Origin of the sequence: Citrobacter sp. Cy070, from assembly GCF_030332245.1 — a bacterium.
GTDB lineage: Bacteria > Pseudomonadota > Gammaproteobacteria > Enterobacterales > Enterobacteriaceae > Citrobacter > Citrobacter youngae.
Genome location: NZ_JAOWIG010000023.1, coordinates 71,707 through 87,916, shown reverse-complemented (window position 1 = coordinate 87,916; position 16,210 = coordinate 71,707). Strand labels below are relative to the sequence as shown.

Sequence of the window (16,210 nt, the reverse complement as noted above, 5' to 3'; positions counted from 1 at the left end):
TTGCGTTAAGAACCCATAGCAACGCATTATTGGCCGCAATGTCTACTACCAATATTACGCCCGCCATATATATTGACAAACTGATTAAAAATCCCGAATAATTGTCGAATTATGGCATTCTGGCTGCAGGGAAAGTTGCCTGACACAGTGCGATTAGATCGGGCCGGGAAAACTCAGCGAATAACCATGTGAGAATATAATGGTCGATCATTCATCTGCTTCTGAGCACAACGATTTTACTCGTTGCCTGTCTCTTTTCGACAGCGCATTTCCACAAATCTTATCCCTGCTGGGCATGCCAGCCCCCACGCAACTCTCGCCTGATACGTTTTATGATTCACTTGATAAAGCCCGAGAGAAATTGGGCAACTGGAACAGTGTAGCGACCCGCTTTAACTATAACGAGCAGGAAATGGCGAGCTTTCTTGCGGCACTACGCACCTTGAACAAATGGCTCGGCAGAAATACAGATGGCCAGCCTGCCGACAGAAATCTGACCATTGCCGCGTTGCGTTTTTTGTGGCAGCTCGAATATTTGCGAGAAAAACAGCCTCAATTAACTTACTCAACGACGCTGAATAACGAAGACGAAGAAAAGCAGTTACGTAGTTTGCAGCAGGTACGGGCATTAGAGTTAACCATTCGTAGTTTAATTAATGAAGCGTACAATAACCAACAAGCCCTACTTGAGCACCTGAACAAATTATTTGGTCAGGAACGTGTAAAAAAATGGCTGAACGTTGCCGATCGTGATGACGTATTGAGCGGTACTCTTTTCAGTGAACTCGCCTCACTGTTTATTGATAAAGACGAATATCCCATCCACTATTCTCCACTTTATCAATATACCCCTTTGCTCAGCTTTGTTAACGATAAACGTAGAACACTGAATACCTTTCTTGACGATATTCGCGTAATTCGCAACCGTCTGGCGCATCATAAGCGGGTAACCTCCGTCCAAACAACATTGGTGAATTACTATTACCGAGAAATTACTGAGCCGGTACAGGAGGCCTTCGATGAAGGTCGGGTAAAAGTTAACCCTGATCGTTTTTTTGATGACAGCAATGCTGAGGTTGCGCGCTATTTCGAACGGACCGCCCAAAAAATTGACGATCTTGGCGGCGACGTTCAGGGAATAAAGGATGACCTGGCGGCTCAGGCTCAGGATATTGGAAAAATCAAAATGGAAACGGGCATCATTCGCAATCGAGTGGCCTGGGTGCTGGGCGGTATCGTCGTCATTATTGTTGGCTCGGTACTGACTTTCGGAACCTCAACCAAGACGCTGGTGAATACGGAGTCCATCCGTAGCGATCTCGGGGAAGTGGGTAAAACGGTTGCCGGTGCGAAAAAAGAAACCAGTAGCGATCCGCGTAAAGAACTGGCGAATATCGGCATTGCCTGGGATGAAAAAAATCTTCGCGCCGCTATCGACCGCGGTGATACCCAGGTTGTCAATTTGTTTCTTGCCGGAGGCATGCGCTGGAAACTGTATTATGCCGAAGCCGCATTACAGGAAGATCGCCAGGAAACGTTGAATGCCCTATTACAATCAGCATCGTTGATGGATGAAAAAAACGGTTGTCTCAGAATGGCCGGTAAATTACGTCAGCAAACGAACCAGAATGGCACGCTGACCCCCATACAGATTCGTTATTTAAAAACATTCTGTTCTTCTGCCAAGGATATTCAGGGTATTAAAGCGGAACTGGACAGAGCGCTTAATTTTGAGAAAGCCCAGAAGAAAGCTTACGATGAAGAAATGGCTAAAAATGAACCTGCGGGTCGCTGTGAACGCCGTTTGATGGCCGATAATGCACGTGACTTACTGGCTGACGCGGCGCAGTTTTCACTGCAAAGACCTACCACCTATTCACTCCACGATGTGTTATTGAAAGAACTGAATACGCGTCTGATGTTCGGCACACTCAACGGGGCAGAGTTAAAAAACCTGGTTAAGAACTACTGCGTGAAACAAGAAAACCATGAACCCAATATTGCGATTGACGATAACTGGAGTCGCTCACAACAGGTCATTTATAACGTAGTCAAATAATGAGCGATACAACAACACATCCATCGAAAGAGAATTATATGTTCGCATTCAACAATGCATGGCCGCAGTTTACTTTCGAGTTCAATCCGTCGCAGCGTGATGCACCGGCAGGCAGCCTGCTGATCGGATTGGGCGACGGCAATGATACGGAAAGCCAAAAGGGTGTCGCGCTCAATAACAAAGGATACCGTGCAGGTCACTACAATTCGGTGAGTGAACTGGTGGCAAATGCCGACGATCGTCAATGGACTATATGGCGCAATAAGCTCTCAAGTGTCCAGGGAATACAACGAATCGTTATCGAAGATTTCTCTCTGGATACCTGTTTTACGCTGTTGCTGTTTTTGAACCATCTCGATGCCGCTGGTTCGCTGTCGCTATCAACACATCCGTGGCTGGAATACGTCACCGCATGGGAAAGCGGTATTTATCTGGACGGTGATGATACGACGCGTTCTGCCGCGTGTTTGTTATCCGCACTCGCGCATAGCAGCCTGTGCGAGCAATCCATGGATGATACTGCCGTTGCTCGCCACAACATATTGGCCTGCCTGCGCCTGTTGAGCGATATGATAATAGCCAACCCAGACCCCACCGCAGGCATTATGCCCATGCACACGCAATGTTATGCAAGTGCGGTCGCAAGTCTGGCGTATGAGCAACAGATTTACCAACACGTTATCAAGCGTTCGGTGACCTGCCAACTCCTGCTGGACCTCGGCACAGGCCGGCGGCAAACGGTGGTTGATGCACTGTTTATCACCGAAACGCTCCCTTCCGGGATGCTGAAAATTCTCGCGCGCTGCGACAAAGAACGCAGTTGGACGCACAATGGATTTGGGCTGCTGGCCATTTATCGCCCGCGAGAAGTGGGCACGGGCAATGATATCGTTATTTCGCTCAACCCCATTCAGGGGACGCGCCTTGATGCCCTGTGGTCCGCTCTGGAACAGCGTGAAGATGCGGCCTGGCAAGGGTTACGCCCGCACGATACTCCGCGTTTTCTCGAAAGCTATCGCGTGGCCGGAAGCGATAAACTAATCCCAGGAGCACCGAACCAACCCTGGTACGACGATCAAGGCAGAATGACGCTAATTGCGGCACCAAAGCAGCTTGCGCCCGGAGAGCCAGGCTCGAAACTGACCTGGCAACAAGACGTTTTACCCGCAATCTGGGAAAATTATTTTACCCGGTACCTGGATAACGCCATTGTGCCAATAGCTTTACCCGAACTTGATTGCCGCACAAAGGGTAAATGCATTCGTGTCTATCAGCATCACATCCCGGAGGGCGGTGATATTACGATAGTCCCGCTGATGCGTATGATCGATACCCCCACCTTCCATGCCTGGCTGGCAGCACAGAGCGATAGCACGCGCGTCGTCCGGAGCCCTGCGGATCTCCCCCCCGCCTGCGAGTACAGCAGCCAGTGGTACAGCAATATTCTGGTCGTCGCTCACCGTCATGGCGTCACATTCTTCTGTCGCGAAGAAGAGGATAAACATCTGGCAATACTGATTAAAGCGGCCAGTTCAGTAGCGGATGTCAGCCATGAGTATGAAAATTTTCTGGCGAACTCTGCCCAACAGATTGAACAGTGGCTCAAGGATCTGCTCGAATCGCAGCAAATTCACAACCGAAAGGGAAAAATTCGTCGTTTATCTGACTGGTCCGAAACGATGCTGGAAACCAAGGCCCGGGCGCTAAAAGCCATGAATAAAGGTGCTTTGGTCGGCAACGATGCCCTGCATAACCAGCTGAGTGACGATCTCTCGCGGCAGTGGGGATTATCGGAACAGCGCCAGGAGCTCATGGCGCAGATAGAGCAATTGGATCAGCTCATGCGCCAGGCGATTAGTCAGCGTCAGGAAAAACGTCAACGTATTTACGGCGCACTGTTTTCCGCTTTAGCACTCGGCGCGGCGGCTAACCATATTTGGGAACCGATTAAAGAGATAAAAACAACAAACCTTTATGAATGGCAACTCATGCTATTCAAAGAGCAGCCAGCCCCGGCAATGGACAAATTGCAGGCGATTGCCGCAGATGCCGCACGATACGAAGTCTATACCCTGGCTATTCTGCTAATTTTTGGTTTTATTGGTTTTATCCTGTTCTGGTTTTTCGATTTTAATGGCAAAGAAGAGTAAGGAATAACGTTTTATTCACAATACCGTCAGCATAAACCTTGCCGCATCTCTCACTTCCGCTGTTTTATGCACCAATACGTTTCAATACGGAACATTACCAGATGCTAATGTTCCGTATTGAAACGCCAATCACATCAATTTTCTTTTGACTACCCGTGTGCAAAATTACCTTATCGGCAGCGAGAGGTCGCCGTGGCGCTGTACAAACCGATACCCTACATCAGATGTCTGCCTGATATGTGCAGCCATCTCAGGACTGTCTGCGGAGCATAAACAATGAAAAAATTGATCAACCGTGTTGAAGACGTACTGAACGAACAACTCGCCGGGCTGGCAAAAGCCTACCCTTCTCTGGCACTGCATCAGGACCCGGTGTATGTCACTCGCGCAGATGCGCCAGTGATGGGCAAAGTGGCGCTGCTTTCCGGTGGTGGTAGCGGCCATGAGCCAATGCACTGCGGCTACATTGGCCAGGGTATGCTCTCCGGTGCCTGTCCGGGTGAAATTTTCACCTCGCCAACGCCGGATAAAATGTTTGAATGCGCCATGCAAATTGATGGCGGCGAAGGCGTACTGCTGATAATCAAAAATTACACCGGCGACATTCTTAACTTCGAAACGGCAACCGAGCTATTGCATGAAAGCGGCGTCAAAGTCACCACGATGGTCGTGGATGATGACGTGGCGGTGAAAGACAGTCTGTACACCGCCGGTCGTCGCGGTGTGGCAAATACTGTATTGATTGAAAAACTGGTCGGTGCGGCCGCAGAACGCGGTGACTCACTGGATGCCTGCGCGGCATTGGGGCGCCAGTTGAACAATCAGGGTCATTCCATCGGGATTGCCATTGGTGCCTGTACCGTTCCGGCGGCCGGTCAACCGTCATTCACCCTGCAGGACAACGAAATGGAGTTTGGCGTCGGTATCCACGGCGAACCCGGCATTGACCGCCGTCCATTCTCCTCGCTTGATCAAACTGTGGATGAAATGTTTGACACCCTGCTGGAAAACGGCAACTACAGTCGTACGCTGCGTCACTGGGATCACCTTCAGGGCGCATGGCAGGAAGGGAAAGAAAGCAAACGCGCGCTACAGAGCGGCGATCGCGTGATTGCGCTGGTCAATAATCTCGGTGCGACACCGCTGTCTGAGCTCTTCGGCGTGTATAACCGCCTTGAAAGCCGTTGCCAGGATGCAGGTATTGTCATCGAACGTAACCTGATTGGCTCTTACTGCACCTCTCTGGACATGACCGGTTTCTCAATCACCCTGCTACAAGTGGATGACGAAACGCTGAGCTTATGGGATGCACCGGTTCACACCCCTGCACTCAACTGGGGTAAATAAGGAGATTCATGATGTCCCTCACCAGAACACAAATTGTTAACTGGCTCTATCGCTGCGGCGAAATATTCACCACCGAAAGCGATTTTCTTACCGGCCTTGACCGGGAAATCGGCGATGCCGACCACGGTCTGAATATGCACCGCGGCTTCAGTAAAGTGGTCGAAAAGCTCCCGTCCATTGCGGATAAAGACATCGGTTTTATTTTGAAAAATACCGGGATGGTACTGCTCTCAAGCGTCGGTGGTGCCAGTGGCCCGCTGTTCGGCACCTTTTTCATCCGCGCCGCGCAGGTCACTCAGGCCCATCAAAGTCTGACGGTTGACGAGTTGTATCAGATGATGCGTGATGGCGCAGAAGGTGTCATTAGTCGTGGTAAAGCCGAACCGGGTGACAAAACCATGTGCGACGTTTGGGTGCCTGTCGTCGAATCTTTACGCCAGTCCAGTGAGCAAAAGCTGAGCGTACAGGCCGCTCTGGAGGCGGCAAGCGCCCAGGCAGAAGCCGCGGCGCAAAGTACCATCACGATGCAGGCGCGCAAAGGCCGCGCCAGCTACCTTGGTGAGCGCAGCATTGGGCATCAGGACCCCGGCGCAACGTCCGTTATGTTTATGATGCAAATGTTGGCTCAGGCGTCCAGAGAGTAAGGATAAAACGATGGTAAACCTGGTTATTGTGTCTCACAGCGCCCAACTGGGCGAAGGCGTCGGTGCGTTAGCCCGACAGATGTTAATGGGTGATGGTTGTAAACTCGCTATTGCCGCAGGCATTGACGATCCTGAGAACCCCATTGGCACCGACCCCATCAAAGTGATGGAGGCCATTGAGTCAGTGGCAGACACGGATCACGTGCTGGTGATGATGGATATTGGCAGCGCGTTACTGAGTGCGGAAACAGCGTTGGATCTGCTCGATCCGGCAATCGCCGCCAAGGTGCGTCTGTGCGCTGCCCCGCTGGTTGAAGGTACGCTGGCGGCAACCGTCAGTGCTGCGGCGGGCGCTGATATCGATCGGGTCATCAATGATGCCATGAATGCCCTTGACGCCAAGCGTGAGCAACTGGGTTTACCTTCGTCGTCTGTTGCGAAGACAGCACCCGCTGAATTGTCACCCGATGCCGATGCTCGTTCGGTTGCCGTGACCGTAAGAAACCCCAACGGTATACATGTTCGCCCGGCATCGCGGCTGGTCTCCACATTGTCTGGCTTTAATGCCGACATATGGCTGGAAAAAAACGGCAAATGCGTCGTCCCTGACAGCCTGAATCAGATAGCACTGCTGCAGGTGCGCTGTAATGACACGCTGCGTCTGATTGCTAAAGGTGAACAGGCAGACGCGGCGCTGGCTGCGTTTACACAGCTGGCGGCTGAGAATTTTGGCGAGTCCGTCGAAGAAGCACGCGCTGAAAGCATCGCAGTACCGGTGCCAGCGCTGGCAACGGGTACGGCATTTTGCTATACGCCGTTCTCACCGCAAGTCACCCATCGCCCGACCGCGGATGTGCAGGACGAGCAGCAGCGGCTAAAAGCGGCCATTCAACGCACACTCGACGACCTGAGTGATTTAACCGCGCTGGCAGAGGAGAAGTATTCCGCTGATATCGCCGCCATTTTCTCTGGTCATCACACGCTGCTCGACGATCCTGAGCTTTTCGATATGGCCTGTGATTTGATGCGCGAAGAGCAGTGTAGCGCAGCATATGCCTGGCATAACGTACTGCGCGATCTGAGTCAGCAGTATCTGCAACTCGACGATCCTTATTTACAGGCGCGATACATTGATATTGAGGATTTGCTGTCCCGTACGCTGCAACATTTGACCGGCGAAAGTGCCCGTATCCCCGCGTCTATTCGACCGACCATTCTGGTCGCCGATGTCATCTATCCGTCTACCGTGCTGCAACTCGACCCACTCACGATCAAAGGGATCTGCCTGCGCGCCGGTAGCGAAGCCTCCCACTCGGCGATTATCGCCCGCGAGATGGGCTTGTGCTGGGTATGCCAACAAGGCGCAACCCTCGATGCTATCAAGATGGGTGACGCTCTGACTCTGGACGGTGTAGCAAATCGGGTGATCCTCGCGGGCTGATACCCACAGCCCACCCTTTATCTGTAAAAGGTGGGCTATTTCACTCCCTCCGTCAGGAAATGTCTGTTTAATCGCAAAATGGGGGGCCGATCACGCGCAACGGTCGATCCTGAACTAAGGTTTTCTCATGGTAGATGCCGCAACTTCGGCACGCCGCTAAGGAGATTAACCGATGATAACACCCGCAATTCGCCATCCTGGCCTGCTCTCAGTGGCGATAAAACTGACGCTCGCAAGCACCTTTTTTGCTCTGGCCTCTTTTACTGCGAACGCTGAGGATTCACCTGTCGCTACGCCTTCTCCTCCTGATATTCTGCTTGGTCCATTGTTCAATGATGTACAGACAGCAAAGCTATTTCCCGATCAGAAAACTTTTGCCGACGCAGTGCCCAACAGCGATCCGCTGATGATCCTTGCCGATTATCGGATGCAGAAAAATCAGTCCGGCTTTGATTTACGCCATTTTGTGGAAGTGAATTTTACGTTGCCAAAAGAGGGTGAGAAATACGTGCCCCCGGCCGGGCAATCACTCCGCGAGCATATTGACGGACTGTGGCCGGTACTCACTCGCTCAACCACCGATGTCGAAAAATGGGACTCTCTGCTGCCGCTACCAGAACCCTATGTAGTGCCGGGCGGGCGTTTTCGTGAGATTTATTACTGGGATAGCTATTTTACTATGCTGGGGCTTGCCGAGAGCAATCGCTGGGACAAGGTTTCTGATATGGTGGCCAACTTCGCTTATGCGATTGATTCCTGGGGGCACATTCCTAACGGCAACCGAAGCTACTACCTGAGCCGTTCACAGCCACCGTTCTTTGCCTTTATGGTTGAACTGCTGGCGCAGCATGACGGTAACGACGCGCTGAAAAAATACCTCCCGCAGATGCAAAAAGAGTACAGCTACTGGATGGAAGGAGGCGAAACACTTCAGCCCGGTCAACAGCATAAACGTGTGGTCAAACTGGCTGATGGCACCCTTTTAAACCGCTACTGGGATGACCGGGATACGCCAAGACCTGAATCCTGGGTTGAGGATATTGCCACCGCGAAAAGCAATCCGAACCGCCCTGCCACTGAAATTTATCGCGACCTGCGCTCAGCCGCAGCATCCGGCTGGGACTTTAGTTCACGCTGGATGGATAACCCCAACCAGCTAAGTACCCTGCGCACCACCAGCATTGTGCCTGTCGATCTCAATGCCTTGTTATACAAGATGGAGAAAATGATCGCTCTCGCCAGCAAAGCCGCAGGTGACGATGCCAAAGCAGCGCAGTACGAGGGCTTTGCCAATGCCCGCCAAAAAGGGATTGAAACCTGGTTGTGGAATGACAAAGAAGGCTGGTATGCCGACTATGATCTGAAGAGCCACAAAGTCCGTAATCAGTTAACTGCCGCCGCGCTGTTCCCTTTATTTGTGAATGCGGCGGCAAAAGATCGCGCCGGCAAGGTGGCCGCAGCAACTCAGGCGCATCTGTTGCAACCTGGCGGCCTTGCAACCACGTCGGTGAAAAGCGGCCAGCAGTGGGATGCTCCCAACGGCTGGGCGCCGTTACAGTGGGTCGCCGCCTCGGGATTACAGAACTATGGCCAAAATGATGTCGCTATGGATGTCACCTGGCGATTCCTCACCAATGTGCAGCACACGTACGATCGTGAGAAAAAATTGGTTGAGAAGTATGACGTGAGCAGCACAGGAACCGGCGGCGGCGGTGGCGAATACCCGCTACAGGATGGTTTCGGCTGGACCAACGGCGTAACGTTAAAAATGCTCGATCTGATATGCGCTAAAGATAAACCCTGCGACAGCGTACCGGCAACGCGCCCCGCCCCCGCCAGTAACACGCCTTCCGAGGCCAAAAAGCAGACTCAACCGACGTCCTAATCTTCTTCTGGTGTCTTCAGTCTCCTCTAAATCCGCGCCATGTCGCGGATTTTTTGGTGCCATGTATCTCCATTTCAGGTGTATCCATTGCATCTAGCCCTTATGGGGTAGCCCCTGTTTTCATCCGTGTGAAATTGATTCTGAACATGTTTTTATTCGCTGTATATGTAAATATATAGCGATTTTATCACTGTTCAGGAGCAACATAATGCCACTGACAAGAAGGATGTTTGCCCAGCTCGTGGCATCTGCGCTGCTGTTACGCCATTTTCCGGCCCTTGCCCAAACACCGCTTACCGTTGCTGTCGGTTCACCGCCGTCACCCGAGGCAATCCAGCGCGTCGTCAGCGCCGGAGCACCTGCTGATATGCTATTGCTGGCTGTCGCACTGGAAAAACTGGTGGGATTTTCATCATTTGATTTTTCTCACCAGGCCGCAGTGCCATTCCATCATGACATTTTGGCGTTACCGAAATTGGGAAGACTGGCAGGACGCGCCAGCACCCTGTCACTGGAGGCCTTGTTAGCGCTGAAACCCGATCTGGTGGTTGACTGCGGCAATGCTGATGAAACCTGGCTTTCTCAAGCCCGGCAGGTCAACGCGCAAACGCACGTTCCGTGGCTGCTGATTAACGGCGAGCTCCGACAAACCCCGGCACAACTGCAAGCCGCAGGGGCTGCGCTGGGTACCGCAACACGGGCCTCGGCACAGGCCGCACTTGCCCGTCGATTTATTGATGACGCAGATGCATTTTCGCACTCGCCCGCAGCAAAACTGCGCTTTTATGCCGCACGCGGTGCCAGAGGACTGGAAACCGGTTTACAGGGTTCACTGCATACCGAAGCACCAGAGTTACTGGGATTACACAATGTCGCGCAAATCCCGGGACGACATGGATTGACCCAGGTATCCATGGAAAATCTGTTGAGCTGGCAGCCCGATATTATTCTGGTTCAGGATGCAGTCACCGCACAGTACCTGCGAGAAGATCCCGTCTGGCAAGGGGTTAAAGCCGTTGCTGAGCAACGTATTCTGTTTCTCAGCGGACTGCCGTTTGGCTGGCTGGACGCCCCGCCGGGCATCAACCGGTTGCTGGGATTACGTCGCCTGCACGCCTGGCTTGACCCCAAAATTGAAACCCACTTTAAGACCGATATGCAGCGCTACGCAGAATTGTTCTGGCACACCTCATTAAGCGATGCACAGTTTCAAAAGCTGGTGACACCCTGATGAGAATGACTACGCTGAGTGCTCTGATGATCGCAGCCATTGCCGTGTGTGTCATCGTCGCAACGGTTTCAGGTGCATATCGCCTGGATGCCCAGCAGGTGATGAACCTCATTGCTGACCATCCGGGCGTGCCGCCCCAGGACAAAATCGTCTTCTGGCAGATTCGATTGCCACGCATTCTGGCTGCATTGCTGCTGGGCGCGGCACTGGCGGGCGCAGGGACCACTTATCAGGGTATGTTCCGTAACCCACTGGTGTCGCCGGATATTCTCGGCGTGGCAGCCGGGGCGGGTTTAGGGGCCTGTACCGCCATCCTGCTCGGTTTACCGATCCTGTTTATTCAACTGTATGCGTTTGTCGGCGGCCTGTTCGTGGTGGCGGGCGTGTGGCTCATCACCCAACGGGTAAAACGCCACGATCCGGTACTCACCCTTGTACTGGTCGGCATTGCGCTGGGTACGGTGTGCGGCGCAGGGATTTCGCTCATCAAAACGCTGGCTGACCCGTATACCCAGCTACCGTCGATTACCTTCTGGCTACTCGGTGGTCTGTCGACCATCACCGCCCATGACCTGTGGTTGTCCGCACCGCTGATCGTGGCCGGTTTGGTGCCGCTGTTGCTGCTACGCTGGCGTATGAATTTACTCACCCTCTCGGATGATGAAGCCCGTTCTCTGGGCATCAACGTTTCCCGGCTACGGCTCTGGCTGATTATCTGCGCCACGCTTATCACCGCCTGTACTGTGGCGATTGCCGGAATTATTGGCTGGATTGGGCTGGTGGTGCCACACATTGGCAGACTGCTTTGTGGGAACAACCACCAACGGCTACTGCCTGTTTCAATGGGGATCGGCGCTATTTTACTGCTGCTGACAGATACCCTTGCCCGCACTCTGAGCAGCACGGAAATCCCGCTGGGGATCCTGACCGCGTTTATTGGTGCCCCCTTCTTCCTGTTACTTCTGCTCCGGGGAGGCCGACAATGACGCTGCTGAGCGTACAACATGCATCTCTCGGCTACCATTCCCGGCACCCAGTATTACGCGATGTCTCGTTTAGCGTCGCGCCAGGGTCAATTTGTTGCCTGATTGGCGCCAATGGCAGTGGGAAAACCACGCTGATGCGTACCATTCTTGGCGTTCTTCAACCGCTTGCTGGCCAGATTACGCTTGATGGTATCGCGGTGAATCATCTCAGCGACCGGGAACGCGCCGCCGCCATCGCCTGGGTTCCTCAGGCACATGACGGTGCGTTTGCCTTCACGGCTCTGGACATGGTGATGATGGGACTGGCCCCGCAAATGGCGGCATTTGCCGTTCCCGGCGGCAAAGAACGCGACATCGCCCTTGAACAACTGGACGTGCTGGCAATCCCGCATCTCGCGCCCCGGCGCTGGAACACCCTGAGCGGTGGCGAACGTCAACTGGTGTTGATTGCCCGTGCGCTGGCACAGCGTCCACGTCTTTTACTGCTGGATGAACCTGCTTCCAGCCTCGATTTTGGTCACCAGATCCGACTGCTCGACACCCTGGTCACGCTGAAAAATTCGGGCATGGCGCTGCTGATGTCGACCCACCATCCGTTGCATGCACGGGCCATTGCCGACAGCGTGGTGCGCGTCGAGCCAGATGGTCTGGTGTCACAGGGGGGGCCTGAACACCAACTGGCTGCTGAACGTCTGGCCACGCTGTATCGGGTCACGCCCTCACAAATAGCCCATCACCTCTTTGGCTCACACGATTAAGGAATCACGATGCTCATTGACGACATTGATTTTGCTGACCTGTACCGCAAACAGTTACTTCAGGCGAAGCGAACCGAGAAAAAACCAGAACACTGGGACAGACGCGCGGAAAAAATGGCAGAGAGTTGCGCCTCATTAACCGACAACTACCTGCTCCAGTTATTGAGCAAGATTGACCTGAAAGGTGCTGAATCACTGTTTGATATGGGTTGCGGCCCCGGAACGGTTGCGCTGGCGCTGGCCAAAAAAATGCCGATCGTTTACGGCGTAGACTACAGCCAGGGAATGCTGAGCGTTGCCGCTCGCCGTGCCGGGCAGATGGGCGCGCGCCACGTACAGTGGGTGCAGCGCGCATGGGAAGCGCACTGGGACGACTTGCCCCAGTGTGATATTGCAGTCGCCTCACGTTCAACGCTGGTTGCCGATATGCGTCAGGCTATGACCAAACTGAATAATCAGGCACGGCTGCGGGTTTACACCACCCATCTCGTCAGTTCCTCATTTGTATCGCCCACGATTCAGCGCGCGCTGGGGCGCGAGGTGATTGAGCTTCCCAACTATATCTATGCACTGAATGTTTTGTATCAGATGGGCATTCACGCACATGTTGATTTTATCCGTGGACCAAACTGTCAGCAGGACAACAGCACCTGGACACGTTTTCTGGAGAACGTGCGCTGGAGCATGGGAGAACTGAGCTCCGACGAAATTGAGCGTCTGGAGCACTGGTACCATCAGCAGGACCCCGGCACCATCGCTCCCGCCAGTCGCGACTGGGCGCTTATCTGGTGGGACAGCGTACCGCGGGAGGCGCTGCAATGATCTACTTCTCACAGGCGCAAGTCGATGCGCTGCTGCTGGAGGATATTCAGGGCGGCGATTTAACAACCCGCGCGTTGGGTATCGGCGCACAGCCAGGAAGTATGGGTTTTTATCACCGCCAGGGCGGGTGCGTAAGCGGAACTACTGTTGCCAGACAAATGCTGACATCACTGGGTTTGACCGTTACCGACCTTGTGCCCGATGGCGAACGGGCGCGTACCGGACAGTTACTTCTGCGCGCGCAGGGTAACGCGGCGGCACTACACCAGGGCTGGAAAGCAGTACAGAACGTGCTGGAGTGGAGTTGCGGTGTCTCACGCTATCTCGACGATATGCTAAGCATCCTGCGTCAGCGCTATCCTGATGGCCAGATTGCCTGCACCCGCAAAACTATCCCTGGCACCCGTATGCTGGCTACCCAGGCGATCCTTGCTGCCGGAGGCATTATCCACCGGGGCGGGAGCGCCGAAACCGTGCTGCTTTTTGCGAATCATCGCCGCTTTCTTGCCGATCCGAACAACTGGGCCGCGGCAATCGCGCAACTACGCGCCCATGCGCCAGAAAAAAAGATTGTGGTCGAAGCAGATACCCCCGATGAGGCATTGGCCGCGCTACATGCGGCCCCTGATGTGCTGCAACTCGATAAGTTTACCCCTGAGCAGGCAGCAGGCATCGCTCGCCTGGCACCGTCTCTGGCCCCCCATTGCACGCTGGCGCTGACTGGCGGCATTACCCTCGCCTCACTGGCGAGTTATCTCGACTGTGGCATCAGACTCTTTATCACCTCCGCACCTTACTACGCCCCACCGGCGGATATCAAAGTTAGCCTGAGCCCGGACACCCACGGCGTATAACATTTATAAATGGACTATAAATAATGAATTTTAACAAAAGTTGTCTTTACACAGCCCTGTCGTTTGCTTTCGCGCAAGGTGCTTTTGCTGGGCAGGAAAGCGAAACCATGACCGTCTGGTCTAGTCCGGCCTCCGCCGCAACCACTACGGTTCTCGGCCAGGAAACGATGCAGCAGTTGGATAAACAAAACGTGGCGCAGGCGCTAAGCGTCGTTCCCGGCGTCGTGCTGCAAAAATCCGGTAACCGTAACGAGCAACAAGTGAAGGTCCGCGGTTTTGACAGTCGTCAGGTCCCGGTCTTTTTCGACGGTGTTCCGGTGTACATCCCCTACGATGGCAACCTTGATTTAGCTCGTTTTCTGACATCCGATATCGCTTCTGTCGAGGTCTCTAAAGGCTACTCATCCTTGCTACAGGGGCCGAACCAGATGGGTGGCGCTATCAACATCACGACCAAGAAGCCCACCAAACCGATTGAGGGCTCTCTGGGCTATCGTCAGGGCTGGAGTCGTAGCAAAGACAATGCCCATGATATGCACGCGTCGTTCGGTGCCAGCAACGATCTCGGATATATCCAGCTCAGTGGTAGCCAGCTAAAACAGGATTTCCTCGGATTACCTCATGGTGTTGATAACCCGGTAGCGGGCAGCAATGGCAAGATGATTAACTCATCAGCCGATGATAAACGCGGCATCGTGAAACTGGGGTTCACACCACGCGGTGATGATGAGTATGTTCTGACCTACATTAATCAGGACGGCGAAAAAGATAACCCGCCATATGCCGGGACCAGCAGCCAGAAATCACGTTACTGGCAATGGCCACAATATGATAAAGAAAGTTATTACTATCAGGGCACCACGCATTTGGGCGATCGCTTTACATTGAAAAGCCGCCTGTATCGCGACACCTTTGAAAATACACTGATGATGTACAATTCCCTTGCCGATCTGAAAAATAAGAAAGGCAGCTACAGCCATTATTCTGACTATAGCGACGGCGCAGGTTTGCAGCTTTCCGCTGATATGCGGGAGAACGACCTGCTCTCTTTCGCCGTGAACTGGAAAGACGATGTTCATCGCGAAAAAGGGGCTCCAAATGCCGCTTATGACCGCTACGAAGATCGCACTTGGTCTGTTGCCAGTGAATATCAGTGGGCGGCTGCGGATAATGTCGATGTGGTGGCGGGTATCAGCTACGACTGGCGTGACAGCGTAGAGGGGATGAAGCACGAGAAAAACGGCAGCGTTACCCATTATGATGACAACGATCAGTCCGCCTTTAACTGGCAGGTAATGACCAAATATCACTTTGAAAATTCTGACACATTAGCGCTGTCCTACTCTGACAGAACGCGCTTCCCCACACTGAAAGAGCGCTACACCACGTCAAAACCGGCTTATAACCAGATAGCGCTGGTCAACCCGCAGCTAAAACCGGAACGCGCCCGTAGCGTCGATCTCACGTGGAACGGTTCGTTCACCCAAAACTGGGGATTCGAAGCCAGCGTGTATTACAACCGCATTACCGATGCGATTCTGTCGCACAATATTGATGCCGACACGATTCAGAACCAAAACAGTGGTCGGGTGGATTACACCGGCCTGGATGCCGGCGTCAAAGGTAAGGTCTTTGACATGCTGGATGTGGGGCTAAGCTACGGTCTTATCCATGCTGACGTTAAACGCAGCGACATCGGTAAAATTACCGATCTGCCGACGCAAACTCTCACCGCCTGGATGACGCTGAAACCGTGGGACCCACTCAGCATTACGCTATCCGAAGAAGCCCGCTCTTCAAGCTATAGCAATTCTGATGGCTCACAAAAAGCGGCCGGATTCGCCATTACCCACCTCCGGGCAGATTACACCATCGGACATGGCTTTAGCGTTAACGCTTCGGTCAACAACCTGTTTGATACACAGTACGTCTACAGCGAAGGGTTTATCGAAGAAGGGCGTAATTACTGGGCGGGGATTGAATACCAGTTCTGACTAAACTACGCAGAGAAACGGCCCCCGCAGGGGCCGTTC

General features: G+C 53.3%; 12 protein-coding genes. All 12 read left to right on the top strand.

What is annotated here, in order from left to right; translation table 11 throughout:
- Positions 1-199: 199 nt before the first annotated feature.
- Entirely contained in the window at positions 200-2,059 is a 1,860-nt protein-coding gene (locus tag OGY19_RS02235) for an STY4199 family HEPN domain-containing protein (RefSeq protein ID WP_115601903.1), read from the top strand.
- A gap of 38 nt (positions 2,060-2,097) precedes the next feature.
- Positions 2,098-4,209, top strand: coding sequence for a hypothetical protein (locus tag OGY19_RS02230; protein WP_286596210.1), 2,112 nt, complete (start codon positions 2,098-2,100; stop codon positions 4,207-4,209).
- A gap of 276 nt (positions 4,210-4,485) precedes the next feature.
- On the top strand, positions 4,486-5,556 hold the full coding sequence (gene dhaK, locus OGY19_RS02225; RefSeq protein WP_048211439.1) for a dihydroxyacetone kinase subunit DhaK: 1,071 nt from the start codon (positions 4,486-4,488) through the stop codon (positions 5,554-5,556).
- An 11-nt stretch (positions 5,557-5,567) separates the two neighbouring features.
- Positions 5,568-6,200 carry a dihydroxyacetone kinase subunit DhaL gene (gene dhaL, locus OGY19_RS02220; RefSeq protein ID WP_005122292.1) on the top strand — a complete coding sequence of 211 codons (633 nt, stop codon included), beginning with the start codon at positions 5,568-5,570 and terminating at the stop codon, positions 6,198-6,200.
- 10 nt (positions 6,201-6,210) lie between these two features.
- Positions 6,211-7,641, top strand: a complete 1,431-nt coding sequence (gene dhaM, locus OGY19_RS02215; protein WP_115601901.1) for a dihydroxyacetone kinase phosphoryl donor subunit DhaM — start codon at positions 6,211-6,213, stop codon at positions 7,639-7,641.
- Between the two features lie 172 nt (positions 7,642-7,813).
- Positions 7,814-9,526 (top strand): alpha,alpha-trehalase, encoded by a 1,713-nt coding sequence (locus OGY19_RS02210; RefSeq protein ID WP_115601900.1) that lies wholly within the window; start codon positions 7,814-7,816, stop codon positions 9,524-9,526.
- Between the two features lie 208 nt (positions 9,527-9,734).
- On the top strand, positions 9,735-10,757 hold the full coding sequence (locus OGY19_RS02205) for an ABC transporter substrate-binding protein (protein WP_286596209.1): 1,023 nt from the start codon (positions 9,735-9,737) through the stop codon (positions 10,755-10,757).
- 5 nt (positions 10,758-10,762) lie between these two features.
- Positions 10,763-11,743, top strand: a complete 981-nt coding sequence (locus OGY19_RS02200) for a FecCD family ABC transporter permease (RefSeq protein WP_370529599.1) — start codon at positions 10,763-10,765, stop codon at positions 11,741-11,743.
- Positions 11,740-12,501 (top strand): ABC transporter ATP-binding protein, encoded by a 762-nt coding sequence (locus OGY19_RS02195; protein WP_101742640.1) that lies wholly within the window; start codon positions 11,740-11,742, stop codon positions 12,499-12,501. The genes OGY19_RS02200 and OGY19_RS02195 overlap by 4 nt, the downstream gene beginning before the upstream one ends.
- Positions 12,502-12,510: 9 nt before the next feature.
- Positions 12,511-13,323 carry a class I SAM-dependent methyltransferase gene (locus OGY19_RS02190; protein ID WP_115601899.1) on the top strand — a complete coding sequence of 271 codons (813 nt, stop codon included), beginning with the start codon at positions 12,511-12,513 and terminating at the stop codon, positions 13,321-13,323.
- Positions 13,320-14,177, top strand: coding sequence for a ModD protein (modD, locus tag OGY19_RS02185; protein WP_115601898.1), 858 nt, complete (start codon positions 13,320-13,322; stop codon positions 14,175-14,177). Before OGY19_RS02190 ends, modD begins: the two co-directional genes overlap by 4 nt.
- Before the next feature lie 23 nt (positions 14,178-14,200).
- Positions 14,201-16,171, top strand: a complete 1,971-nt coding sequence (locus OGY19_RS02180) for a TonB-dependent receptor plug domain-containing protein (RefSeq protein ID WP_115601897.1) — start codon at positions 14,201-14,203, stop codon at positions 16,169-16,171.
- Positions 16,172-16,210 lie beyond the last annotated feature (39 nt).